Below are 26,509 nucleotides of genomic sequence, written 5' to 3'. Positions count from 1 at the left end.
CCCGACGGCGTGTCACGCGGCGTACGCCCGCCCCGAGGGCAGCACCGCGATCATCCGGGCCACGGTACGGGCCATCGCGTCCCGGCCGTCCGCCAGATAGCGGCGCGGGTCCACGCCCCGGTCGTCCCGGGCCAGCCGTTCCCTTATCGCTCCGGTCATCGCGATGTTGAGCGCGGTACCGATGTTGACCTTGCGGATACCGCCTGCCACGGCGCGGGCCAGTTCCTCGTCGGACGCTCCGGACGAACCGTGCAGCACCAGGGGGACCGGCACGGCCTCCCGCAGCCGGTCCAGCAGGCCGTGGTCGATGACGGCGTCCCGCGAGGTCATGGCGTGCGCGGTGCCGACCGCAACGGCCAGCGCGTCGACCCCGGTGGCCGCGACGAACGACCGTGCCTCGCCGGGATCCGTACGGGCCCCGGGCGCATGGGCGTCGAGCGCCGGCTCCCCGTTCTTCCCGCCGACCTGTCCCAGCTCGGCCTCCAGCCACAGGCCCCGCTCGTGCGCCCAGAGCACGGCGGCGCGGGTGGCCGCCAGATTCTCCGTGTACGGCAGCCGGGCGGCGTCGAACATCGCCGAACTGAAGCCGCAGTCCGCCGCCCGGTGCAGCAACTCGGTGGACTGCACATGGTCGAGGTGCAGGGAGACGGGCACGGCGGCCTGGTCGGCCACCTCCGCCGCGGCGCGCGCCAGCGGCCTCGGCCGGCCCCGGTGATAGGCGACCGCGTTCTCGCTGATCTGCAGGATCACCGGTGACCCCGCCGCTTCCGCGCCCTCGGCGATGGCTTCCGCGTGCTCCAGGGTGATGACGTTGAACGCGGCGACCGCACGGTTCTGTGCGGCTGCCTCGGCGATCAGATCGCCGGTGGTGGCGATGGACATGGCGACTCCGGGGTGAGGGACCGTCGGGCGGGGAGGGGCTGCCGGACCGTCAGACCGTGCTGCTGAGGATGACCGAGCGGGTGAGGTGGCGCGGCCGGTCCGGGTCGAGACCGCGCGCGTTCGCGATGGCCAGCGCCAGGCGCTGCACCCGGACCAGCTCCGCCAGCGGGTCGAGGCCGCCGGCCACCCACCGGGCGCCGGTCGCGTGCACCTCGTCCATCAGCCCGGAGGGGGCCTCGCCGAGCATCCAGGTCGCGGTGGAGCGGGTGGAGATGCTGATCGGGCCGTGCCGGTACTCCATCGCCGGGTACGCCTCGGTCCAGGCGAGCGCCGCCTCGCGCATCTTCAGCGCGGCCTCGTGGGCGAGCCCCACGCTCCACCCCTGCCCGAGGAAGGTGAACTGGCTGCACTCCACCAGACCGCTGGGCAACGGCTCCGCGAGCGCGACCTGGGCGTCCTCGACGACCGCGTCGGTGTGCAGGCCGAGATGGGCGCGGAGCAGGGTCAGCGCCGAGGTGGCGAAGCGGGTCTGGACGACGGACTTCTCGTCGGCGAACTCGAGCACGATCGTGTCGTCGGCCATGGCCGCCATCGGGGTGTCGGGGTCGCCGATGACCACCGTGCGCCGGCTCGTGTCGCCGATCCTCCCGAGGAGTTCGAGCACCTCGGTCGTGGTGCCGGAGCGGCTCAGCGCCACGACCCGGTCGTACGGCCGGCCGGCCGGGAACTCCGAAGCGGCGAAGGCGTCGGTCTCACCCCGGCCGCTGCCCTCCCGGAGGGCCGCGTAGGCCTGGGCCATGAAGTACGACGTACCGCAGCCGATGACGGCGATGCGCTCACCGGCCGCCGGGAGCCGGTGGGCGAGGCCGTCCGCCATGCCGGCGGCCACCTGCCAGCAGTCGGGCTGACTGGCCAGCTCCTGAGCCACGTGCGTCATCTGCGCTCCCTGTTCCGGCGATCGATGCTCGAAGCTGCATATTAAGCGCGCATTTCAAGCATTATCAAGCAGGAGTGTCGGGGGTTCCTGCAAGCCTGGGTGAGCGTCGGCCCGACGGTCCGACCAGGAGCACCGGGACAGACGAGCGCGGCGCCGGGGAGGCCGCCTCCCCGACGCCGCGCGGCACTCTCAGGCACCCGTGAGAAGCGACTCCCACGCGCTCGCGGTCTCCGGGTGACGGGCGGCCAGCACCACGCCGCCCGGCCGCGCCCCACCCGCACCGGACGCGGCCCACGCTCCGTCGCAGCCGAGGAGCTGTGCGACCGCGTCGAGCGCCGCCGGATGGGCGAAGACCAGCGCGGCGCCACGACCCCCGTCGCCGGCCGCGTTCGCACGGCCGACGACGGGCGCACCGGCTTCCGGCACCTCGCGCCACGGCGGCACCCACGCGTCCAGCGCCGGGAGGCGGGCCGGGAAGATCCGCCCCGCCTCCCGGATCAACAACGGGGCCAGGTCCGCCGCTCCGGCGCGGAGCGTCGTGATCAGGGTCGGCAGCCACGGCAGCAGCACCGCGTCCGGCAGCCGCCCGAACGCGTTCGACACGGCCTCCACCACCACGTCCGCGAGCCCCGGCACCGGCACCAGCGCGTGCACGAAACCGCTGAGATAACGCGGGTAGGCGGGCACCACCATCGGGTTCGCCAGCAGCTCACCGCAGCGCTCCCGCAACTCGGCCCGCGTCAGTGCGCCGAGCTGCACCTGCGCCGCCCACAGGAGCGCCGTCCGCTCCGGGTCCGTGGGGCGTGACTGGGCGACCGCCAGCTCCAGCTGAGCCCGGTCGCAGCCCAGGGACAGCGCCAGACCCTCCATGCTGAACAGGAAGCCCAGCATCGCCGCCACCTGCCCCGCGGTCACGTCCTCGTCGGTGAACGCGGTCGGCAGCAAGGTGCAGTAGTGCGCGTAGCCGGTCTTGACGAACGACTCCACCCACGGCGGCAGGACCGGCTCGCCGGTCCGGTAGTACGCCAGCAGCCCCCGCACCCGGCGCAGCACCTCCGGGGCACCGTCCACGGTGCGCTCGGCGGCGAGGACCTCCAGGGCGCGGGCGCCCAGCTCGTCGGCGAGACGACGGCCGCCGAGATACAGCGTCGCGTCCTCGACGGCGGCGAGGACGGCCGCCGTCGTCGCCCTCGGCCCGTAGGCGTCGCGGCGCAGCCGCTGCTCCAGGACCTGCTCGATGCTCACGCCCTCGTAACCGAGCTCGATCAGCGCCCGCTGATGGGTGCCCAGGGCCAGGTCCCACGACTCCTGGATCGAACGCTCACCGAGCTTCCGCTCACCCATGATCGGCCGGGCCGTACCGTGCGGCATCAGACGACGGAGCATCCACAGCACGTCGGAGCACGCCCCGAGCTCCGGGCGGGCGTTCATGTCCAGCAGGGCACGCTGCACGCCGCGCTGCTGGAGCTTCAGCTCCAGCGGTGCGAGCCGGTCGTGCACATCGCGGGCCAGCGGCGGCAGCGCGTCGTAGCCGACCCGCCCGATCCGGTCGCCGCCCATCATGATCTCGACGAGCCGGCGCACGTCCCGCCGCCCCGGCACCGCGTCCTTCTCGATGCAGGTGATCGCCGCGTCCTGGAAGTCGTACGGAGTGGGCTTGGCCCGGTCCCGCATCCCGGCGAGCAGGATCGACGTCTCGAAGACCGCGATGGCGTCGGCGGTGGACGCGAGATAGCCGCCGCGCCGCGCCGCGCGCACGATGCCCACCGACCAGCCGAGCAGCTCGGCCTCGTCCAGGGTGTCGAGGACCGGCGGCCGGCGCAGGAACCCGGAGAGCCGGTCCGCGGCTGCTTCCGGTGGGGGAGCGGGGAGGGCCGGGGCGGCCCTCCCTGATGTGCGGGGCTTCTTCGCTCCGTCCTGACCGGCCAGCCGGTACGGCTGTATCCGGGTGCGCTCGAGGTTCTTCGTCCACTGGGTCGCGGCGATCGAGACCGACCCGGTGGCGAGCCCGAACTGGGCCTCGATCGCCGCATGGCTGGACGGGATCAGCCCGTGCTGCCAGGTGGTCGCGGAGCGCGGGGAGATGCTGAACGACCCGCCGCCCGCCACCCCGAACTCCTCGACCCGGCTGGCCGCGTGGAAGGCGCCGCACACATACAGGCAGTCCTCCGGGTCCGCCCCGCTCGACGCCAGGTGCTCACGCATCCGGGTCCACATGTACCGCTCGCGGTCCTCGTCCACCCGCAGCCGCTCCCCGTCGCCCGGGGCGAGCCGGCGGAACAGGCTGCCGACGAGGAACATGACCTGGCGGTAGGCGGCGTGGTCGCTGTCGCCGAGCGGGATCTCGACGTACTGGTGCCACCACTCCGACCAGTGCCGCACCTTGCCGTGGCGCAGCAGATGCTCCTCCAGCTCCGCGAAGCGGGGCCGCAGGTCACCGATCTCGACGCCGACCGCCTCACCGTGCAGCGCCGCTTCGGGCTCCGGAGACCCGTCCGCGGCACCGGACGCCCCCTCGGGGGCGCGCTCGCCGTGCCGGCCGTCCCACTGGAAGACGTGGTCCGACGACCGGTCGACGAGTACCAGCTCGACGCCCGGGGTGTCGAGGGCGTACGCGATGGCCTGGTACTCGGCGGAGGCCTCGGTGATCGGGGCGACGACCGAGAGCGGGGCCCACTCGGCGGGGAACCCGTCGATGTCGCTCGCGAACGCCTGGACCGCCACCGGGAGACGGCAGTTGCGCAGCTCGTCGAGGAGCGGCGCCATGTCCTCGCACAGCTCCAGATAGACGACCTTGGGCTGCTTCTCGCGGAGCCGACGGGCCATGGCGAGGGCGGAGGCGGGCGAGTGGTGGCAGACCGGGAAGATCTCCAGTGGCTCGCGCACCGCCCGGTCGACGTCGTCGACCATGCCGAGGAGGATGCCCTCCAGCGCGTCGGGCCCGTCCGCGAAGGCGGCGGCGGCCTCGTGCAACTGCCCGCGCAACGCGGCGAACGACGTCTCCCCGGGGGCGTTCTCCCCGAGGCCGTCCGTGGGCGACCCGCTCATGACAGCGTGGCGATCGTGTCACGCCCGCCGTCCAGGAACTCCTGCCACGAGCCGCCCTCCTCCTTGCCGCGCGGTTCCACGACACCGTGCAGGTACTTGTTGAAGATGGCCAGGTCCTCCGGGTCCCGCCGGGCGAGCGAGCCGACCAGCGAGGAGGCGAGCGTCCGGGCGGTCAAGGTGCTCTCGCCGAAGAAGTTGCTGTGCAGGACGGCGTCCTCCAGCACGCCGATCTGCTCCGCCGTCGACAGCGCGGACTCCAGCTTCTCGTCGTCGCTGCCCGCCGCGGCGGCCGAGGCCCGCAGGTCGGCGAAGCTCTGGAGGAGGATGTCGAGCAGCGTCGGCGGCACGTCGAGGTCGATCGCGTGCCGGCGCAGCAACTCCTCCGTGCGGAAGCGGACGATCTCCGCCTCGCTCTTCCTGTTCGTCACGACCGGGATGCGGACGAAGTTGAAGCGGCGCTTCAACGCGGACGACAGGTCGTTCACGCCCCGGTCGCGGCTGTTGGCGGTCGCGATGATCGAGAAACCGGGCTTGGCGAAGACGATGTTGTCGCCCCCGTCCACGCCGTCGTTCCGCAACTCGGGGACCGAGATGTACTTCTCGGAGAGAATCGAGATCAGCGCGTCCTGGACGTCGCTGGTCGAGCGGGTCAGTTCCTCGAAGCGGCCGATGGCGCCCGTCTCCATCGCGGTCATGATCGGCGACGGGATCATCGACTCGCGTGACTGACCCCTGGCGATGACCATGGAGACGTTCCACGCGTACTTGATGTGGTCCTCGGTGGTGCCGGCCGTGCCCTGCACCACCAACGTGGAGTTGCGGGAGATCGCGGCGGACAGCAGCTCCGCCAGCCAGCTCTTGCCGGTGCCGGGGTCGCCTATCAGCAGCAGACCGCGGTCCGAGGCGAGAGTGACGATCGAGCGCTCGACCAAGCTCCGGTCGCCGAACCACTTCTGCGGGATCTCGCGGTCCAGGCCGTCGGCGCGCTCGGACCCGAGGATGAACAGCCGGACCATCTTCGGGGACAGCCGCCAGGAGAACGGCTTGGGGCTGTCGTCGATCGACTCCAGCCAGTCGAGCTCCTCCGCGTACTTGGTCTCGGCGGGGGCGCGCAACACGTCGGACATCAGAAGGCCTTTCTGAAACATGCGGGAGAGTACGGAAGAAGAACGAGGGGGCGAGGAGAGCCGGCCCGGGGCGGGCGGGAGGGCGGCGCCGCCCCGCAGGACCTCAGGTCAAAAACGTCTTGAGCTCGTGCACGAGCTGGCTCACGTGCCCGGAGACCACGGGCGTGCCCAGGGCCTTGAACCGCTCACGGAACCAGGGGTTGACCTCCTGCCGCCCGGAGCTGGTCACCGAGCCGACCGGGATGAACTTCACCCCGGAGCGGTGAACGGCCTCGATGCCCTCGAACAGCGGCTGGGAGCGGTCGAACTCGTAGAAGTCCGAGATCCACACCATGACGGTGTTCCTCGGCTCGGCTATCTTCGGGCGGGCCATCGCCATCGCGACGGGGCCGTCGTTCCCACCGCCGAGGTTCGTCCGCAACAGCACGTCGAACGGGTCGTGCACCCAGGGTGTGAGGTCGATCGAGCGGGTGTCGTAGGCGATGAGATGCACGTCCACCTTCGGCAGCCCCGCGAAGATGGAGGCGAGGACGGTGCAGTTCACCATGGAGTCGACCATGGAGCCCGACTGGTCCACCACGACGATCAGCCGCTGCGGCGTGGTCCTGCGGACGGTGTGCCGGTAGTAGAGGCGATCGACGTAGAGCCGCTCCTCCTCCGGGCTCCAGTTGGTGAGGTTCTTCCAGATCGTGCGGTCCAGGTCGAGATTGCGGAAGACGCGCTTGGGCGGCACCGAACGGTCCAGCTCGCCGACGGTGGCCTTCTCCACCTGCGTACGCAGCACCTCGGCCACCTCGTCCACATACCGGCGGATGAGCGACTTGGCGTTGGCTAGGGCCACACCCGACAGATTGCCCTTGTCCCGCAGCAACTGCTCGATCAGGGACATGCTGGGCGTCAGCCGGGCGGCCAGCGCCGGGTCGGCCAGCACCTCCCGCAGCCGCATGCGCCCCACCAGATCCGCCTCGATCGCGGCCAGCTCGGGGCCGAGGCCGCCGCCGGCCGGACCCGCGCCCGCCGCACGCCCACCGCGAAGCCCGCCGGGCGGACAGCCCAGCGCACGCTCCAGCCAGTCCGCGTCGGACTGCCAGCGCGCCAGTTGCTCTGCCGTCACGGTGCTCGAACCACGGGCGAAGACGTTGAGCAGCACCTTCGACACCAGGGCGGCACGCCGCACTTCCGCCGCCCGGTCGCGGTCGTCGGCCGCGCCGTCGCCCGGTGTCATCAGACCGTCGAACTTGGCGGCCAGCTCCGGGTGGCGCTGCACGACCGAGTCGAGCGACGTCCCGGGATCCAGCAACGCGGACGGCAGCCCGATGTCCTCGACCACCTCCAGGCTCGCCGACTCCAGCGCCGGCTGCTCCTCCCCGTCGAAGAGACGGGCCAGGAGGCGCCAGTACAGCACCTGACGGCGGTTGTCGTACGGGTCGGGAGCGGCCGGGGAGGGGCCGGGCCCGGCGGAACCGGGCGGCTGCCCGGTGCGGTGCTCGGTCATTTCCGCAACAGCCTTCCGGCGCGCTCGCGCAGTACGGTGACGGCGTCGGTGGCGGCCTTCTCCGCCCGGACACCGGCCTTGTCCGTGGTACCGCCCGCCCACGCCCCGGCGTGGGCGGCGACGGCCTTCTTCCGCACCGTCGCCTCGACGGCGAGCGGCTGGAGCAGGAACTCCCCGGCATCCCAGCGGAGCAGCCCGACGCAGGAGTGGGAGGCCGCGACCGCCTCGGGCGTCAGCGGACCGGCGGCGGGCGCCCGGTCGGTGTCGACGGCCAGCGACCGCCCCGGCAGATCGAACACGAGCCGGTCGTCCTCGCTCCGGGCGGTGTACCCCTCCAGCAGCACCGGCACGGCGATCCGGACGGGGTGCCGGTCCAGCGGTGCGACACGGGCGGCGGCAGCGGTGGACAGCATCACCCGCGCGGTGGCGAAGGCGTCGGCCGGCTCGCCCGGACGCGCACGCCCGTCGTCCCAGAGCAGGTCCCCCTCGGCGGTCACCGGCATGGCGTCCAGCTCCATCGAGCGGCCCTCGCTCACGGCGCCGAGCAGGGACATGCGGGGACGCAGGAGCTGCCACAGACCCGCGCCGACGACCGTGTCCGGCTTGGGCGCCGCGACCCCGGCGCGCACCAGACGCGGCACGCCTCCGTCCGCCGGTTCGAACACGGCGTGGACCTGCGCCTGGACGGCCGTCGCGTGCTCCTGCACATCGACGCCGAGCGGCAACAGGCGACCGCTGACCGGCGTGACGGCACTCTCCCCGGCGGAGCCGGGCACCGTCAACAGCAGGGCGCGTGACCACAGGTCGGCCCAGCGGCGCAGCGGTACGCGCTCCAGGGTCGCCCCCGGGCAGGACGCCGCGAGCTCCGCGGCGAAGCCGTCGAGCAGCGTCGCCCGGCGACGCAGGACCGGATCGGGCAGCATCGCGGAGACCACCGGCGCGGCCCCGGCGACGCGTTCGTGGTCGATGCCCCGCCAGCCGGCGCGCGCGAGGTCGCACAGCCAACTCCGGGCCGCCGCGAGAAGGTTCGACCCACGGTCCGCCGCGGCGGACGCCGGTCCGGGCCCCGCCGCCCCGTCCTCGGCGGCAGGCCGCCCGACGGCCTCGTCGATCCGCTGCGTCAGGGCGTCGTGCACCGAGCCCAGCAGCGCGCAGCGGGCGGCGGCGAGCGCCACGAAGTGATCCTCACCCGCGGCGCCGGCCTTCGCCCGGTCGGCCGCCTCCGCGACCCGCGCGGCGAGCGGCGTCCCGGCGACCGCCTCGGCGAGCCCGACGACCGCCGCTGCCTGGGCGGGCCCCGGCCGCAGCAGACCGGCCACCAACGCCTCGTCGAAGGCGTCCACGACGGCGAGCGCCTCGTCGAGCCCCTCGACCGGATCGGACAACAGGTCGCCTCGCATCAGGCCACCGCCCGCGTCGGCGGGAACCACTGCATCTCGGGCAACGGCGAGGTGACCGCGTCCAGTTCGAGATAGGCCAGCTGCCGCAGGAACCGGCTGAACACCTGGGCGGCCGCCGCGGAGTCGCCCCGCACCGGTCGCGCCGCGGTCATGGCGGCGGTGACGGAGTGCGCGTCGGGCTCCCCGTCCGGGGTCTCCACCGCGAGGTAGCGGGCGACGCGCTCCGCACCATACTGCAGCACCGCCTCGCCGACGAGCGCCTGGATGTGCTTGCAGAACATGCCGCGCGCGCCCCCGCACGGCCGGTTGTTGTTGGTGCTGCAGGCGAACGCGTACGTCCGGGCCGTCACGGACGACACGTACACCCGGCCGATGTCCGATCCGCTGGAGACGACTCCCTGCAACCGTCCGTCGGCCAGTTCGACGAACGGCACCTTGGCCAGCTTGCGCGGGCGCGCGGGCGGCATCACCCGCGCCGTACTCGACTTCTCCCAGACCGACAACGCGCCAACTCCCATGCATGCGAAAGGGGACGTCCGCACCATCGCGGCGGGACATGAACGAACTTAATCCCGACCACTGACAACGCGGCCGGCCGCCCACGACGCCCCTGCGTCCCACAGCCGGTACGGGAAGAGGGTCATGAACTCCAAGGGTGTCGGGTGAACATGTCCGGGTCGACGGTGCGGGTGAGCAGGTGGAGGGGCGCGGCACGGATGCCGGTCGCCTCCGCCGCTTCCCAGTACGCCAGTCCGGTGGCCGCGTCGACCGGACCGTGGACGAGCGGCACTCCGGCGCCCGAGGCGTGGAGCAAGGACTCCAGCCGGCAGGACGCGATGGTGTCCGGCACCATCGGCCGCGCGAGGTATCCGGCCACCGCGGCGGCCGGGAGGCCCTCGGCCACCTGCCGTTCCGCGGGACCGGCGCTCAACAGCCCGCCGCCCACGACCAGGACGTCCTTCGACCGTTCCATCCGGCCGACGGCGCGGGAGGTGTCGAAGCAGTGCGGGAACGAGTCGTCGACCACCGTCGTACCCGGTGCCAGACGGTCGATGTCCAGGAGTGCGCCGCCCCCGCTGACCGCCGCGACGATCAGACGGGCGTCGTAGACGGCGTCGGGCAGACCGTGACCCGACTCGACGACCTCGACGACCTCGACGAGACCGCGTTCCAGGAGGCTCTCGGCCAGCTCCTTCAGCCGTGGCCCGCTGCCCGGCACGTCGCAGAGCAGCAGCCGGGCGGGCGGCTGCTGGGACCGGGTGAGCAGCAACTCCAGCGAGGAGGAGCCGATCGAGCCGAGCCCCACGAACGCGACGGTCAGGGAGCCCAGCCGCTGACCTGTCGCGTCGAGAGCCGCGTGCACGGTCCTGACGACGGACAGGACGGTCGCCGCGTGACCGGTGGTGACGGCGGGGCCGGTCGTGGTCACGGCCTCCGTCGTGCCGACGGCCCGCAGGACGTCGAAGCCGTAGCCCGTGAGCGAGGGGATCATGCCCGCGAGGGACACCGCCCGCGCGCCGAGTGACGAGGCGAGCTCCACCCCGCGCGTGGTGTGTCCGAGCAGGTCGTCCCCGGGGGCGAGTTCGTCGGCGAACAGCGGGACGCACACGAAGCCCGAACGGCCCAGCGGCGTGCGGAGCGTCTCCAGCAGCCTGGGCAGCCCGTCCGGGAACAGCAGGGTCCGCAGCTGTTCGCGCGGCAGCGCCGTCTCCGGCAGACCCGCCAGCCGGGCCAGGTCGGCCGGGGACGGCAGATAGCCGACGAGCGCGGCATCCATCCGCCCGTCCCGGCCGGAAGCGGGCCGGTCGGGTCGGCCGGCCTCGGCCGCGGTCGAGGCCGCCGCGCGCGCCAGGCCGTCGCGCACCGAGTCCGTGAACGCGGCCAGCGCCTTGGGGGTGAACGCCGTTGCCGCCGCCCGGACCGTGATCCGCAGCCGCCCGCCCTCCGGAGCGGCCGCCAGGAACACGTCCGTACCGGCCGGCGGCGGTGTGTACACGCTGTCGCCGCCCTCCCGGGTGACCGTCAGCGTTCGGCCGACCTCCGGACCCAGGGCGGAGAAGTCCAGATAGGTGAAGAAGAACTGCGAGGTCATGGGCAGGCCGTTGGACAGCGGTGGCACGGGCCCCTCGTACGTCCGCGCCTCGGCGGCCTCGGCGGCGACGCGCCGCAGATCGTCGTCGAAGTCCGCGCTGCCGGGCCGCCCCGACGCCGGACCCGCCGGCCGCAGGGGAACAGCGGTGGCGAAGGGACCGAACACCCGGTGGGCGTCCGGCAGGGCGTGGTCCCGGCCGCTCACCGCCATGCCGAGCACCAGATCCGCGCGCCCCGTGGCCGACACGAGCGCCCGGTAGTAGGCGGTGAGCACGGGGGCGTGCAGGGTGGACCCGGTGCGCGCGGCGAGGCCGCGCAGCGCCTCCACCCGGTCGGCTTCGACCGTGAACCCGCAGGTGTGGAAGAGGGGGGCGACGGCGTCCCGGGGTGCACCGGCGGTGGTCGTACCGGCGGCGAGCCGGGGCTGCGCGTAGGGCGCGTTCAGCCGCTCCCACCGGTCCTGGACCGCCGGAACGCCCTGCCGAGGAGACTTTGCCGGGGCGACGGAGTCCCTCCCGGCCGTGGTGCCGGAGGCCGTTGCCGCGGGTGGCGCCGTGCGGGCGTCCGTACGCGCCGCGAGGTGGAGGGCGTGGTCGCGGAAGGTGCTGCGCGGTCGTCCCGACGCCGGCTCCTCGCCGCGGGACAGGGCGTCGTACACGGCCGTCAGCTCCCGTACCAGGAGTGCGGCGCTGTAGCCGTCGCCGATGATGTGGTGGGCGTGGGCGACCAGGACGTGTTCGTCGGGAGCGGTGGTGAGCACCCGCAGGCGCATCAGGGGCCAGGCCCAGGGTTCGAAACGGCGCGCCCGCTCGGCGGTGACCCGCTCCTCCACCTGAGCCGGGTCGGTGAGGACCTCGAAGTCGACCGGCAGACGCAGTGAGGACGGGAGTTCCTGCTGGACGGCCGGTCGTGCCCCGGCGGGGAAGACGGTACGGAGCATCGGGTGGCGTTCGACGAGCGTGTCCACCGCGCTCTGGAAGCGAGCGGTGTCGAGACGGCCGTGCAGCCGCAACCGGGTGAGCCAGGAGGATGTGGCGCCCGGGGCGATGGCTTCGGCCAGCAGGAAGCCCCGCTGGGTGGGTGTGAGCGGGAAGGGCAAAGGCGTGACGGACGGGTCGGGCGCCCCGGTGCGGTCGTCCCCCGCGCCGGGTTCCCCGGCCGACGGGTCCGCCGCGGCGCGGGCGGCCACGCCGGTGGGCTCGCCCGATTCGGCCGCCGCGCCCGCCGCGACGTCCACCGCGGCGGCGAGGGCCGCGAGTGTGCGGTTGCGGTAGACGACGGTCGGCCGGGGGAGCGGACCGCCCTGCTTCTCCAGCCTGGCGAACACTTCCAGCACGAGCAGGGAGTCGCCGCCCAGGACGAAGAAGTCGTCCTCACGGGAGACGTCGTCGGTCTGGAGCAGAGCCGTCCAGATGGCGGCCAGCCGGACTTCGGTGGGAGTGCGGGGCGGCGTACGGACATCGCCCGTACGCGCGGCCGGCCCGGCGTTCGTGTCCGCCCCGGGCGGCGCGGCCGCTTCCTGGAGCGCGGGAAGCGCACGCCGGTCGATCTTGCCCGTGCCGGTGAGCGGCATCCTGTCGACGCGGGTGATCCGGGACGGAAGCATGTACGCGGGCAGGGACTGCGCGAGGTGGAGCCTGAGTCCCGCGGCATCCGCTCCCGCGGCTCCGGGACCCGGTGTCACGAAGGCGGTGAGCCGTCCGTCCCCGGCGAGGACAACGGCGTGGGCGACGTCCGGGTGGGTCTGGAGCACCGCCTCGATCTCGCCCGGCTCGACCCGGTTGCCACGGATCTTCACCTGGTCGTCCAGCCGCCCGAGGAACTCCAGGACGCCGTCCTCGGAACACCGCACCCGGTCGCCGCTGCGGTACCAGCGACGGCCGCGCCGGACCGTGAACGCGGCCTCGGTGAGCGCCGGTTCGCCGAGGTAACCGGGGGTGAGGCCGACCCCGGAGATGAGGAGCTCACCGGCCTCGCCGGGCCCCGCGGGCTCCCCGTCGGGGCCGACGACCTCCACCTCCGTGCCCGCGACGGGGCGGCCGATGGGAAGCCGCCGCACCTGGTCGCCGGGCCGGGCCCGGATGATGTGGCAGCTCGTGTTGATCGTGGCCTCGGTCGGGCCGTACAGGTTGGCGATGTGCTGTCCGTCGCCGAAGAGGTCGAACCAGCGGCGTACATGGGCGGGTGACAGGGCTTCGCCGCCGACGTGGATCCACCGCAGCGCGGACAGGTCCGGTGGCGGCGCGCCGTTGCGCACGCGTTCCTCGGAAGCGCTGAGGAGCTGTTCCCAGAGCGTGGGGACGGAGCTCCACACGGTGATGCGACCGCGCACGACGTGGGTGAGCAGCCGGTCGGGATCGCGCAGCAGGTCCCAGGCCACCGTGACCACGGTGGCGCCGACGAGCAGCGGGGCGAGGAGCTGGCGGACGGACGCGTCGAAGCAGGGCGAAGCGGTCTGGGCGAGCCTGTCGTGCTCGTCGTACCCGAAGGTCCCGATCGCCCAGTCGAGGTAGTTCTCCATCGACCGGTGGGTGATGGGCACGGCCTTGGGCCGGCCGGTGGAACCGGAAGTGAAGATCACGTAGGCGATGGCGTCGGCGTCGGCAGGGCCGTCCGGCGCGGGAGCGGCCTCCGGCGACCGGAGGGTACCGGCGACACGGTCCGGACCCGGGACGGACCCGGGAACCCCCGCGCCCCGGTACGCGAGCGCCGACACGTCGGCGACCACCAGGGCGACGTCGCCGAGCGCTTCCCCCACCGCCCGGGTGGCGGCGTGGCAGACGACCGTACGGGCGCCGGAGCGCGTGAGCTGGTCCGTCAGCCGTGCGGCGGGGTGGCCGGGGTCCAGCGGTACCCAGCCCGCCCCCGCGCGCAGGACGGCGACGACCGCGACGACGGTGTCGGCGCCGGGTTCGGTGAGGAGCCCGACGAGGCTTCCCCCGGTGACGCCGCGGGCCAGCAGAGAGGCCGCGAGGGCGTGGGAGGCACGGTCGAGTTCGGCGTACGTCAGGGTGGTGGCGCCGGTGTCGACGGCGACCGCGTCCGGGGTGGCCCGGAACCGCTCCACGAGTCGGCGCACGAGCGTGGCCGATCCGGTGCCGGGTGCCGGTACCTGCACCGGTCCGGGGACCGCCGGGAGGCCGGGCCGGGGCTCCACGAGAGCGGTCAGCTCGGCGTGGAAGTCGCGGTCCAGACGTGCCACCGTCGCCGGGGCGAACAGTCGGGCGGGGAAGTTCCACGAGAAGCGCAGGACCGCCTCGTCCTGCCAGCACAGCAGGCTCAGACGGGTGGCGGCGGTGGCGGTGCCGGCCGCCGTCGGCCGCACGCTCACCGGACAGCGCCCGTCGAGGGCCGCGGGGAAGCGCGAGAAGCTGAAGCCCGCCGGGCTCACCGTCCGGGGGCCTGCCCCGGACGGGTCCGTCGGCAGCAGCCGCGCCAGGTCAAGTCCGGTGAGGCTCGCGTGCCGCTCGCTCTCCAGCCAGATCCCGGCCAGCCGCTCGGCCAGGGTCTCGACCGGTTCGTCCGGGTCCGTCGCGCACAGCAGGGGGAGGGTGTCGGCCAGCGGTCCCACCAGCCGGTCCAGGCCTGCCATACGGTCGTCCCGCCGGGCGCGGGCGACGTTGACCGCGATCTCCCGCTGCCCGCTCCACCGGGCCAGACAACGCACGTGCACGGCGAGCAGCAGATGGAAGAGGCTCACTCCGTGAGCGGCGGCCCGCCGCTCCAACGCGGCGGTCGGCACCGGGCCGAGGGCGCTCTGGTGCGTGTTCACCGGCGCCGCGGGCAGGGCGGACGGATCACCGTCGTACGGCAGGCGAAGCGGTTCGCCCCGGGCGGCGAGCCGCCCGGACCAGTACAGCCGGTCGGCGGCGAGAGCTCTCGTACCGTCCGTGGCGGAGCGCGCTTCGGCGGTGGCGACCGCGTACCGCGCGAAGTCGGTGGCGAGCGCGGGCAGTGTCGGTGCCTGCCCTTCGGCGAGTGAGGTGTAGAGCGACCAGAGCTCTCCGGCGAGGACGTTGAGGCTGTAGCCGTCACCGGCCGCATGGTGGATCACCAGCACCAGATGGGACAGCTCCGGGCTCTCCCGGGCGAGGAGCGCGCGCACGGGAGGCTCGGCGGAGAGGTCGAACGGCCGGTTGCACAGGGCCGTCTCGACCTCTTCGATGCGGCCGGCCGGCTCGCGGACCTCGTACCAGGCGGACAGCGGCGCGGGCGGGGCGACGTACTGTCCCGGTGTCGCCGAGCCGGTCCCCCCGCTGATCCCGTCGTCGCCGCTTCCGAGGCTCCCGGTCTGCTGGACGCGGATCCTGAGCATGGCGTGGCGGTCGGCGAGCGCGGTGAGCGCCCGGCCCAGCAGCCCGGTGTCCAGGGGCCCCCGGACGGTCTGCCGGACGTACCCGTGAGCCGGGACGTCCGGATGGAGCCGGCTGCTGGTGTGCAGGGCCAGTTGGACGGGGGTGAGGGGGAAGGCGACGCCGTCCGGCACGGCGGGCGGGGCCGACGCGGGGGAGCGGAGGAGGGAGGGGGTGGTGTCGAGGTGAGCGGCCAGCTCGGCGACCGTCCGGTACTCGAAGAAGAGGGTGGCGGGCAGCGTCCTGCCCAGCTCCCGTTCGAGCTGCCTGACGAGGTCGACGGCGGCGAGCGAGTCGAGGCCGAGGGCGAGAAACGGCTCGTCGTCGGGGACCGCGGCGTCAGGCAGACGCAGCGCCGAGGCCAGCAGCCGGCGGAGCAACGCCGCCGTACCGCCGGCGGTGTCGCCACGGGGTCCGGATCCCGTCCGCGGACCGGCGCCGGGCGGTTGTGCCGTGCCGGAAACCGTGCCGCTGGAATCCGTGCCGGATGCCGGGGAGTCCCCCGGTCCCGCGACCGCCGCCGGCGCGGTCCGGTCCGTCATGACCGTCGGCTCCCGGAACGGCGTCAGGTCGGCGAGCAGCAACTGGGCCGCGTCGACACCGCACGCCGTACGGAGCGCCGCCAGCGCGGGCCGGAGGGCGACGGGCCGGCCTCCGGCGCTCGCTCCGGCGGCGGGGCCACCGCCTGTCGCCGGCCACGCCCCGGTTCCGAGGGCCGCCGCCATCCCCGTCCCGGCGACCGCCGCGAGGTTCACCGACTGCCAGGGCCTGCCCGCGTGCCGTTCGGAAGCGGCGAACGCGTCGAGGAAGGCGTTGGCGCCGGCGTAGTCGCCCAGCGCTCCCGCCAGGCCGGGCAGCACGGCGCTGACGGAGGAGAACACGACACGGACCGCCGGGTCGAGCCCGTGCCGGCGCAGGGCCAGCGAGAGCAGCAGAGTGCCCCGGGTCTTGGCGGCCAGGGCCTCCGCCGTCTCCTCCGCGCGCCGGTCGCGCAGCGTGCCGGGTCGCACAGCCCCCGCGGCGTGGAAGAGGCCGTCGAGGTGGCCGAGTCCCGCGAGGAGCGCCTCGACGTCCTGCTCCACCGAGACATCGGCCATCCGGTAGTCGACGGTGGCGCCCAGCGCGCGGAGTTCCTCCGACAGCCCCTCGGGGAGACCGGGTGAGCGTCCGGCGAGCACGAGGGTCGGGCGGCCCCGACCGGCGAGGTCCCGGGCGAGCGAGGCGCCGATCCCGCCGCCGCCCCCGGTGATGAGGTAGGTGCCGTCGGGCGGCAGCGGTGACCGCCCCGGCCCGGCCGGTGCGGCGGCGCCGCTCGGCAGCGGTGCGAAACGGCGGGTGAGCCTGCGCCCGGCGCGCCGGGCGACCAGGGCGGCACCGCCCCGCGGGCCGGAGGAAGCGGCCGGTTCGGCGAGTTCGGCGAGCACGGCGGCCAGCCGCTGGGACGGTGTGTCCAGCGAGCAGAGGTCGAGCGCGGTGGCCGAGGCGCCCGAAGTCTCCTGCGGCAGCGCCATCAGCAGCCCGCCGAGGACGGCGTGGGCGGGCCGCGGCCGCTCCCGTACGGCCCCCGTCGCGTGGACGTCCTCGGTCAGTACCAGCAGCCGGTCCGCGCCCGTCTCGTCGAACCGTGCGAGGGCCTCGTCGAAGGCGGCCAGCGCGGTGTCCTGGGCCCGGCCGAGCGCGTCGGCGGTGTCCTGGCCGGGAGCGGGACCCGCCACCAGGACCACGGCATCCGGTGGCCCGTCGCCCGTTTCGTGCGTCCGGACACCCGCGTCGGCGAGCTGCGAGGCGAGCCCGGCGACGTACGCGGGGTCCGGACCGGTCAGCAGCACCGAACGCACGGCTCGCGCCGTCTGCCCGGGCAGCGCGGAGTCCTCCCACAGGACCCGGTGCAGCAGAGGGCTCGCGGGCGGATCGGCCCAGTACCGGCGGCGCTGGTACGGGTAGGTGGGCAGGGGAATCCCCCGGTGTTCCGCGTCGAGCGCCGTACGGTCCAGCGGTACGCCGTGTGACCACAGGCGGCCGATGGTGGCCAGCAGGTCCCCGCGCCCGCCGTGTCCGTCCTCGGAGGACCGCCGTTCGGCGTCCGCGCGGCTCTCGGAACGTCCCGGCAGGGCGCACAGCACCGTCGCCGGGCGACCGGCGGCGCCACTGGCTCCGGCCCCGCCGACGCCTGCCGGCGCGGCAACGCCCGTCGCCGCGCGGACCGCACCCGACAGGGTCGCACCGTGGCCGACCTCCACGAACGTGTCGTACCCCTCCCGGGCCAGACGTTCCACAGCGGCCCCGAACAGCACGGGACGCTCGGCGTGGTCACGCAGGTACTCGGGGCCGAGGACCGGCTGCCACTCCGCGGTGACCGTGCTCATGAGGGGGACGGACGGGGCCCGCGGGGTCAACGCGCGGGCCGCCTCGGCGATCCGGTCCGCCACCGGCCGCATCAGCGGAGAGTGGAAGGCCCGGGAGACCCGCACACGACGGGTGGGGACGCCCAGGCCTTCGAGGCGGGCGGCGGCGCTCTCCACCGCACGCACGCCCCCGGAGAGGACCTGGAGCCCGGGACCGTTGTACGCGGCCACGGTGAGCGCCCCGTCGGACTCCGCCACCGCCGCGGCGACGGCCTCCTCGCCCCCGCGGACGGCGATCATGGCTCCGGGCTCGGTGAACGCCTCCATGAGACGGCCGCGTTCGGCCGCGAACGACACCGCCTCGCGGAGGGTCAGCACCCCGCTGACGCAGGCGGCGGTGAGCTCCCCGACGCTGTGCCCGGCGACCGCGTCGGGCTCCACGCCCCAGGCCCGCAACTGGCGGGAGAGCGCCACCCCGGAGGCGACGAGGAGCGGCTGCGCCTGCTCCGTCGCGTCCCGGGCCGCGGCATCCACCTCCGGATCCAGCGCCCAGTCCAGCAGGGAACGCCCGCCCACGGGCCCGAGGAGGGCGGACGCCTCGTCGAACGTGTCCCGGAACACCCGAGCCGTCCGGTACAGCGCCCGGTCCTGTCCGGGGAACCGGGAGCCCTGCCCCGGGTACAGGAAGACCACCCGCGGCCGGGAGCGCACGGGGCTTCCGCCCCGCCCGCCCGCTTCGCCCGTCCCGGCGGCGGAGACTGCGGCGAGACGCTCCCGCAGATCACCGTGGGCGATGACGGCGAGCCGGTGGGGCCCCTCGTCCCGGGAGGTGCTCGCGGTGCGGCAGACATCGCCCTCGCGCAGCAGCGGACGGCTCTCCAGATGGGTGGCGAGCCGGGTCACGGCATCCCGCAGCGCTCCTGGACTGTGCGCCGAAAGGGTCAGCAGGTGAGGCCCTTCGACGGACACCTCACGCGCCTCGCCCGTGGGGGGCGAGGCCGGGGCGGCAGGTGGCGGGGCCTGTTCCAGAACGGCGTGGGCATTGGTGCCGCCGAACCCGAACGCGTTGATCCCCGCGAGGAGGGGCCCGGTGGACGTCCAGTCCCGGGCCTTGGTCACCACGGAGAAACCGGCGGGGGCGAGACCCGGCGAGGCCGGGGTGTGATGCAGCGACGGCGGCAGCCTCCGGTGGCCCAGGGCCAGTACGACCTTCACCAGCGAGGGAAGCGCGGCGGCGTTCAGCAGATGCCCGATGTTGGTCTTCACCGAGCCGACCAACCGGGGCTCACCGCCCGGGCGTTGGGGAAACGCGTGGGCCAGCGAACGCAGTTCGATGGGATCCCCCACGGCGGTGCCGGTGCCGTGGGCCTCCACGTAGGTCACCGCGGCGGGATCGACCCCCGCCGCCTCGTACGCCCGGGTGATCACCTCGCGCTGCCGCAGCGGGTTGGGCGCCATCAGGCTCATCGACCTGCCGTCGTTGTTGACGGCCGTGCCCCGGACCACCGCGAGCACCGGATCGTCCGCGCGGCGGGCGGCGTCGAGCCGCGTCAGGACGATGGCCGCGCCGCCCTCGCCGGGCACGAAGCCGTCGGCGTCGGAGCTGAAGGCGCGGCTGCGTCCGGTGGGGGAGAGGGCTCCCGCCTCCTCCAGCAGCCGGTGCGGGGCCGAGGTCAGATGGAGGTTGACGCCGCCGACGACGGCGAGGTCGCACTCGCCGTCCAGGAGGCTGCGCCGGGCCAGGTGCAGGGCCACCAGCCCCGACGAGCAGGCGGTGTCCACCGCGAGTGCGGGACCGTCGAGGTCGAGGCACTGCGAGACCCGTGCGGCGACGAGGGAGGGCAGGTTCCCGGTGAGTGCGGCGGGCAGGGGGGCGCCCTCGGCCCTGGCCCGTTCCAGGACCTCCCGGTAGCCGCTGTCCCCGACCGCCGCGAACACACCGATCCTGTGACCGTGCCGGCGGGGCCCCGCGTATCCGGCGCGTTCGAGTGCCTCGTGCGCGAGTTCGAGGAAGATACGGGCCTGCGGGTCGAGCGTCCGCGCCTCGTCCTCGCCGATGCCGAAGAAGTCGGCGTCGAACGCGGCCGGGTCCTCCAGCAGCGCCGCCCACCGCTCCCGGGGAACGCCCGGAACTCCCGCGACTCCTGGAACCGCCGTCCGAGCCCCGGGAGCGGCGTGGCCGTCGTCCCATCGTCCACGCGATACGGGGGCGACGGCGTCGTGCCCGTCCACGAGCAGGTCCCAGAAGGCCTCGGGGGTGTCCGCGCCGGGGAACCGGCACGCCATCCCGATGACGGCCGTGGCGGCGTCGGCAGGGTCGGGAAGTGCGGGGGCCCGCCCGCCGACCGTTCCCCCGGTCCGTCGCACGACGCTCTCCGACGTCTCCGATGTGTCCGAGGCCTTGGCGCTGTCCGCGAGGGGCAAGACCGGACCGGGCGCCACCGTCAGAAGGTGACCGGCGAGCGCGGCCACCGTGTCGTGATCGCGGGCGACCGCCGGCGGCAGGGTCACACCGAAGGCGTCCTCCAGCGCCACCAGCATCTCCATGGCCTTGAGCGAGGTCCCGCCGATGCTCCCGAACGGCTCGTGCGTCCCGATCGCGTCGGCGGGCCGGCCCAGCACCCGGGCCCAGGCCTCCCGCACGACCTCGACCGTCTCGGCGCGGGTCCTGGGCGCCAGCGCGCGGGGCTCCGCCGCGGGCCGCCCGGGTTCCGTGAACGGTGGACCACCGGCCGCGCCCGCCGCCACCTCACCCGCCCCCGGCTCACCGGCACGCCGCTCACCCGACCCGAACACGCCCTCCTCGAAACGCTCCCGCAGCCGCCGACGTTGCAGCTTGCCACTCGTCGTACGGGGGAACGCCCCCGGCGGCAGGGCCAGCACCCGCACATCGTCATGGAGCAGGGCCTCGCGCACCCGGGCCGCGACGCGTTCGAGCACCTCCGACGCCTCACGCGCGGGCCGCGCCCAGGGGACGAACACCACGACGCGCTCCGCACCGGTGACCGGGTCGGTCGACCCGACCACGGCCGGGGCGCCGGAAGGCAGCCCGGGCGTCGCGGCCGCGACCTCCTCCAGGTCCGTGGCGTGGAAGGTGCGGCCGTTGAGGAACAGCACGTCCTTGTGGCGTCCCGTGACGCACAGCCGACCGTCCCGCAGGAAACCCGTATCACCGGTGCGGAGCCATCCCCCGGCGAACACTTCCGCGCTCACGTCGGGAAGGCCGTGGTAGCCACGGGCGAGTTGGGGTCCGCTCACCATGATGTGCCCGGTCCGCCGGTCCCCGAGGACGGTCCCCGCGTCGTCGACGATGCGCACGGCGCAGCCCGCCACCGGCCGCCCCACGTCCATCAACTCGACGGCCTCATCGCCAGGTTCGGCGTCCACCGCCACCCCCCGGCTCAACGAAGCCCGGTCCAGGACCAGCGGTTCGGCCACTTCCCCCGGCGGCGGGAAGGTCACCGCCAGCGTCGCCTCCGCCAGGCCGTAGACCGGCTGGGCCGCCGCGGGGGCCAGCCCCGACGGCCGGGTCCTGTCCGCGAAGGCGCGCCACACCGCGGGGGCGATCGGCTCCGCCCCGACCAGGACCAGCCGCACCGCCGAGAGGTCCAGCCGGGCCAGGACCTCTTCGGGAACACGGCGTACGGCCAGCGCCAGGGCGAAGTTGGCCGCGGACAGCACCGTGGCCCGGTGCCGGGCCGCCACCTCGAACCACAGGCGGGGCCGCTTGGCGAACGACAGCGGACCGATCTTCACCTGCCGGGCCCGGGCGGCCAGCGGGGCGAGGTGGGTGCCGATGAGCCCCATGTCGTGGAAGTACGGCATCCAGCTGACCACCACGTCCTCGGGGCCCAGCTCCGAGGCGGCCCTTATCTGCTCCAGGTTGGCGAGCACCGCTCCGTGCGTCACCTCCACGCCCTTGGGCGCACCCGTGCTTCCCGAGGAGAACTGGACGAACGCGACGTCGTCGCGGCCGGCGGCGACGGGCTCCCGCAGTGCCGGTCCCTCCCGCAGCACGTCGAGGCTCAGGGCGCGAACGTCATCGGGGAGTTCACCGGACAGCGACGCGGTCGAGGCGTCCACGACGACTGGCGGACGCCCCAGGTGCTCCCAGACCGGCAGCACCCGACGCGCGTCCGGAGCCAGCGGAACCGGAACGAGACCGGCCGCCACCGCACCCCAGAACATCGGCTGGAAGTCCTCGCTGCGGTCGGCGAGCAACGGCACACAGGTCCCGGGCGCCACCCCCGCCGCCCGCAAGCCCCCCGCCACGCGCAGGGATTCGTCCAGGAGCTCGCTGAGGCTGACCGTCAGCTCGCCACCGTCGCCGCGGACATGCACGACGACCTGCCCGGGAGCCTCGCGCACCGCGTCCAGTAGTACATCCAGCAGTGTCATGTCGTGCTCCACCGGTCCGTCGTTCGCCTTGCTCGGGAGAATGATCTTAAAAACGGCCGGGGCGCGGGTAATCAACCGCCGGGAGGAGAGCGCATGCACCCTGGGAGTGACCTGACGGCAAGAGAGCTCGGTCCAGGGGACCGGGCCGGGACCGGGGAGCGGCCGGCGTGTGCGGAGTGAACGTGGGGACCGAGGAGACCCGGCTGATCGTCCTGCGCGGCAACAGCGCGTCGGGGAAGTCGAGCGTGGCGGCGGGTCTCCGCGACCGCTTCGGCCGCGGACTGGCCGTGGTCGGCCAGGACAACCTCCGCCGTACCGTGCTGCGCGAACGCGACCGGCCAGGGGCGGCGAACATCGGTCTGATCGACCTGACAGCCCGCTACGCCCTGGACGCCGGCTACCACGTGGTGGTCGAGGGCATCCTCTACGCCGACCACTACGGCGACATGCTCGCCCGGCTGCGCGCCGACCACCGGGGCCCGACCCACGGGTACTACCTGGACGTCCCCTTCGCCGAGACGGTGGCCCGGCACGCCACCAAGCCGATCGCCGACGAGGTCGACGAGAACCAGCTGCGGGACTGGTACCGGCCCCGCGACGTTCTGCCCGACGGCGTCGAAACCGTGATCGGTCCCGACAGCCCGCTGACCGGGACCGTCGACCGCATCCTGCGCGACACCGGCCTGGCTCTGCTTCCGGCGGTCGACCGCTGACCTGCCCGGGCCCGGCAGACGGCACGACCGACCCGCCCGGTCCGGCCGGGCACGGACCGGGCAGGTCACACGGCCGCACCCGCCCGGCTCGGGGCGGACGGGCGTCGGACGGGCGCTACACGCCGGTCGGGGCGGCCTGCTGCACGACCTCGAAGGACCACACCGTGGACCCGCCGGCCGCCGGCTTGGGGCGCTCACCGCCGTCGGCGCCGCCCTGGTGGGCCGCCTTCATCGGCCCCTCCATCCATGCCTGGAAGGAGGCCTCGTCACGCCAGCGCGTGTAGACGAGGTAGTCGTCCGTGCCCTCGACGGGCCGGAGCAGCTCGAACCACTCGAATCCGTCGGAGCTCTCCACGGCGTGGGCCCGGGAGGCGAAGCGCTTCTCCAGCGTCTCGCGTTGTTCCTGGGGGACGGTCAGCACATTGATCTTGACTACGCTCATGGCTCCATCCTGCCGTACGGCGTTCCGGTTCCGTCGGCGGGCGGGGCTGACGCGGGGAGTTCCACCGTGACGCGCAGCCCGCCGTCCGGACGCGGGACGAGGGTGAGCGTCCCGTCGTGCGCGCGGGTGATGGTCTTGACGATGGCCAGGCCGAGCCCGACCCCCGCGTGGTGGGTGTGCAGCCGTCCGGCGCCACGCCGGAAGGGTTCGGTGAGCGTCGCGGCCAACTGGGGGGTGACCTTCGCGCCCGTGTTGTCGACCGTGAGCACCACGGTCTCCGGCCGGACCGAGGCGGTGACCCGGACCGTGCCGCCGTCGGGCAGGTTGTGGACGATCGCGTTGTGCACGAGATTCGTGGTCAGCTGGAGCAGGAGCGCGGGCGATCCGGTCGCGGGGGCGATCTCGCCGTGGGTCTCGACGGTGACGCCGTGCTCCTCCGCGAGGGGCAGGAGGGTCTCGGCGGCCTCCTCGGCCAGCAGCGAAAGGTCGACCCGTTCCCGGGCGAAGGAACGCCGGTCGGCCCGGCTGAGCACGAGCAGGGCCTCGGTGAGGTCGATCGCTCTGCCGTTGACGGCGTACAGGCGGTCGATGATCTCGTCGGGGTCGCGGTTCGGATCGGCGCGGGCCACATCGAGAAGCGTTCTGGAGATCGCCAGCGGCGTGCGCAGCTCGTGGGAGGCGTTGGCCGCGAACCTCTCCTGTTCGGCGACGTGTGCCTCGAGCCGGGCCAGCATCGTGTCGAACGCGTCGGCGAGTTCACGGAACTCGTCCCTGCGGCCCGGCAGCCTGATGCGGTGGGCGAGCGACCCGTGGGTGGCCGCGCGGGTGGCTTCGGTGATCCGGGTCAGCGGGGCGAGCATACGGCCGGCCAGGACCCATCCTCCCAGGAGGCCGACGACGAGGAGGACCGCCAGCACGGTGGCCGCCGCCGGAGCGAAGGTGTACGCGAGAAGCTGACGGTTGGGATTCTCGTGGAGCATCCGCCGGTCCCAGTCGTCGGGAACGTACTCCAGGAGGAACACCCACACCGCCGTGAGCAGCAGGACGCCGGCGACCATGAGGAATCCGGCGTAGCTGAGGGTGAGCTTGAGACGGACGCTCAGCCCGGGGCGCCTGGGGTCTGTCGTCACACTGCCGCCTGCCGGGCGATGCCTGGCACGCACGCTCGCGGCGTTGCCGAAATGCCCTGGCAGCTCCGCCACGAGGCCACTGCGGCGCCTCGCGATCGCACGCGCCAGGCGCCGCCCGGCCGCCCTTCGGGCGACGACGGCAGTGTGACGACAGGCCCTAGTCACGGTCCTCTCCGGCGCCACGAGCGGTACCGATGCGATAGCCGACGCCCGGTACGGTGGCGATGATCCAGGGTTCGCCGAGCCGTTTGCGCAGGGCCGAGACGGTGATGCGCACGGCGTTGGTGAACGGGTCGGCGTTCTCGTCCCACGCGCGTTCCAGGAGGTCTTCGGCGCTGACGACACCGCCGTCGGCGGCGACGAGGACGTCGAGCACCGCGAACTGCTTTCTGGTCAGGGCGACGTAGCGGCCGTCCCGGTAGACCTCCCTGCGGAACACGTCCAGCCGCAGGCCCGCGATCTCGCGCACGGGCGGTCTGCTGTGGGCGCGTCGGCGGTCGAGCGCTCTGAGCCTGAGCACGAGCTCCCGGAGATCGAAGGGTTTCGTGAGGTAGTCGTCGGCGCCGAGCCCGAACCCGGAGGCCTTGTCGTCGAGGCGGTCGGCCGCCGTGAGCATGAGGATCGGCATGCCACTGCCGGAGGCGACGATGTGTTCGGCGATCTCGTCGCCGGACGGCCCGGGGACGTCGCGGTCCAGGACGGCGATGTCGTAGGTGTTGACGCTCAGCAGCTCCAGAGCGGTGTCCCCGTCCCCCGCGATGTCCGCCGCGATCGCTTCGAGACGCAGGCCGTCGCGGACGGCCTGCGCGAGAAGGGGTTCGTCCTCGACGATCAGCACGCGCATGGGCCGATGCTACGAGTCGGCGCCTATCGCCGGTGTATCGAAAACCGCATACGTGCCGGCAACAGCGCCGTGCCTTGACTCGTGGCATGAATCGACGACCGCCTTCAGCGTGGACAGCACTCCGCCGGTCGCGTGCGCTTCTCGCCGTCGGCGCGGCGGCAGGGCCCTGGAAGCGCGGCCGGGGGCTCGCCGTCGCGGCGCTGCTGCTGGGCCTGCTCCTGCCGCTGCACGCGAGCATCCCGAACGGGGTGGGGAACCTCGGCAGCCTGGTGGAGACCTTCCTCCCGTGGTTCGGCCTCCTCATCCCGGTGCTGCTGGCCGGGGCGCTGCTGCGCCGCTCCCTCCTCGCGGGCGCCGCGCTCCTGCTGCCGGCCGTCGTGTGGCTGCACCTCTTCGGCGGGCTGCTCGCCGACAAGTCCCGCCAGGGCGGAGACCTCACCGTGGTCAGCCACAACGTCGGCGCCGACAACCCCGACGCGGTGGGCACCGCCCGCGCCCTGGCCGCCGCCGGCGCCGACGTGCTGGCACTGGAGGAGCTGGATCCGGCGGACCGGAGGACGTACGAGAGGGAGCTGGCGACGGCCTACCCCCACCACACCGTGCTGGGCACCGTCGGTGTGTGGAGCAGGCTGCCGCTGTCGGACACCCGGCCGGTCGACGTCGCGATGGACGCGGGGCCGCTGGGGGACGCGAAGCCCGCCGAGGTCAAGCTGGCGTACAACCGGGGACTGCGCACCACGGTGGCCACGGACCACGGGCCCCTGGCGGTGTACGTGGCGCACCTCGGATCCGTGCGGGTGAACCCTCGGGCGGGCCTCTCCTCGGGGCAACGGGACGCCGGCGCGCGGTCGCTCGGCCGGGCCGTCGCCGCCGAGCGGAACGAGCGGGTGGTGCTGCTCGGCGATCTCAACGGGACCCTGGACGACCGTGCGTACGCGGGCATCACCTCGCGGATGCGCTCGGCGCAGGAGGTGGCCGGCGACGGGTTCGGCTTCAGCTGGCCCGCCACCTTCCCGGTGGCGCGGATCGACCAGATTCTCGTACGGGGCGTGGAGCCGGAGAGCTCGTGGCTCCTGCCCGCCACCGGTAGCGACCACCTCCCGGTGGCCGCCCGCGTCAGCTGGTGACGAGGCCCCCGGACCCGTCCGGGCTCCACCGCCCGTCGGAGCGGTCGACCACGCCTTTCGCACGCCGCCGTTCACCCTCCGCCGGGGGAGGGTGAACGCACGCGCTAGGCTGCGTTCCGCCACGGGGGAAGTCCGGTCGAAATCCGGCGCTGACCCGCAACGGTAGACGGAGCCCCCG

The 26,509-nt window shown here is 73.9% G+C and carries 13 protein-coding genes; 2 read left to right on the top strand and 11 right to left on the bottom strand.

The window, feature by feature from the left end; genetic code table 11:
• Positions 1 to 12: 12 nt before the first annotated feature.
• The 8 genes from DTB53_RS33410 to DTB53_RS33375 all read right to left on the bottom strand — a co-directional run bounded on the left by DTB53_RS33410 (position 13) and on the right by DTB53_RS33375 (position 22,087).
• Positions 13 to 882, bottom strand: coding sequence for a class II fructose-bisphosphate aldolase (locus DTB53_RS33410; RefSeq protein ID WP_012377676.1), 870 nt, complete (start codon positions 880 to 882; stop codon positions 13 to 15).
• Positions 883 to 931: 49 nt separating this feature from the next.
• Positions 932 to 1,819, bottom strand: coding sequence for an SIS domain-containing protein (locus DTB53_RS33405; RefSeq protein ID WP_012377675.1), 888 nt, complete (start codon positions 1,817 to 1,819; stop codon positions 932 to 934).
• A 189-nt stretch (positions 1,820 to 2,008) separates the two neighbouring features.
• Positions 2,009 to 4,867, bottom strand: coding sequence for a DUF5682 family protein (locus tag DTB53_RS33400; RefSeq protein WP_012377674.1), 2,859 nt, complete (start codon positions 4,865 to 4,867; stop codon positions 2,009 to 2,011).
• Positions 4,864 to 5,994 (bottom strand): ATP-binding protein, encoded by a 1,131-nt coding sequence (locus tag DTB53_RS33395; protein WP_042495362.1) that lies wholly within the window; start codon positions 5,992 to 5,994, stop codon positions 4,864 to 4,866. The genes DTB53_RS33400 and DTB53_RS33395 overlap by 4 nt, the downstream gene beginning before the upstream one ends.
• 103 nt (positions 5,995 to 6,097) lie before the next feature.
• The gene (locus DTB53_RS33390; protein WP_012377672.1) at positions 6,098 to 7,489 is read right to left on the bottom strand and encodes a VWA domain-containing protein; all 1,392 of its coding nucleotides are present in this window, start codon (positions 7,487 to 7,489) and stop codon (positions 6,098 to 6,100) included.
• Positions 7,486 to 8,889 (bottom strand): hypothetical protein, encoded by a 1,404-nt coding sequence (locus DTB53_RS33385; protein WP_012377671.1) that lies wholly within the window; start codon positions 8,887 to 8,889, stop codon positions 7,486 to 7,488. Before DTB53_RS33385 ends, DTB53_RS33390 begins: the two co-directional genes overlap by 4 nt.
• Entirely contained in the window at positions 8,889 to 9,407 is a 519-nt protein-coding gene (locus tag DTB53_RS33380) for a hypothetical protein (RefSeq protein WP_003964144.1), read from the bottom strand. Before DTB53_RS33380 ends, DTB53_RS33385 begins: the two co-directional genes overlap by 1 nt.
• 122 nt (positions 9,408 to 9,529) lie before the next feature.
• Complete coding sequence (locus DTB53_RS33375) at positions 9,530 to 22,087, bottom strand: hybrid non-ribosomal peptide synthetase/type I polyketide synthase (RefSeq protein ID WP_012377669.1); 12,558 nt, start codon at positions 22,085 to 22,087, stop codon at positions 9,530 to 9,532.
• Between the two features lie 155 nt (positions 22,088 to 22,242).
• Here DTB53_RS33375 and DTB53_RS33370 point away from each other — a divergent pair, with 155 nt between their 5' ends.
• Entirely contained in the window at positions 22,243 to 22,788 is a 546-nt protein-coding gene (locus DTB53_RS33370; protein ID WP_003964142.1) for an AAA family ATPase, read from the top strand.
• A 115-nt stretch (positions 22,789 to 22,903) separates the two neighbouring features.
• Here the strand turns inward: DTB53_RS33370 and DTB53_RS33365 are convergent, their stop codons facing one another.
• The 3 genes from DTB53_RS33365 to DTB53_RS33355 all read right to left on the bottom strand — a co-directional run bounded on the left by DTB53_RS33365 (position 22,904) and on the right by DTB53_RS33355 (position 25,204).
• Complete coding sequence (locus DTB53_RS33365; protein ID WP_012377668.1) at positions 22,904 to 23,230, bottom strand: antibiotic biosynthesis monooxygenase family protein; 327 nt, start codon at positions 23,228 to 23,230, stop codon at positions 22,904 to 22,906.
• A complete protein-coding gene (locus tag DTB53_RS33360) occupies positions 23,227 to 24,288 on the bottom strand; it encodes a sensor histidine kinase (RefSeq protein ID WP_236586414.1) in 1,062 nt (353 codons plus the stop codon). The genes DTB53_RS33365 and DTB53_RS33360 overlap by 4 nt, the downstream gene beginning before the upstream one ends.
• 229 nt (positions 24,289 to 24,517) lie before the next feature.
• The gene (locus DTB53_RS33355; protein ID WP_003964139.1) at positions 24,518 to 25,204 is read right to left on the bottom strand and encodes a response regulator transcription factor; all 687 of its coding nucleotides are present in this window, start codon (positions 25,202 to 25,204) and stop codon (positions 24,518 to 24,520) included.
• A gap of 86 nt (positions 25,205 to 25,290) precedes the next feature.
• Between DTB53_RS33355 and DTB53_RS33350 the strand changes: the two genes are divergently transcribed.
• Positions 25,291 to 26,331: an endonuclease/exonuclease/phosphatase family protein gene (locus tag DTB53_RS33350; protein WP_012377666.1), complete on the top strand. Its 1,041-nt coding sequence runs from the start codon at positions 25,291 to 25,293 to the stop codon at positions 26,329 to 26,331.
• Positions 26,332 to 26,509: the final 178 nt, after the last annotated feature.

The sequence above is a fragment of the Streptomyces griseus genome (assembly GCF_900460065.1).
Classification (GTDB): domain Bacteria; phylum Actinomycetota; class Actinomycetes; order Streptomycetales; family Streptomycetaceae; genus Streptomyces; species Streptomyces griseus.
This window is presented reverse-complemented; position numbering and strand designations above follow the sequence as displayed.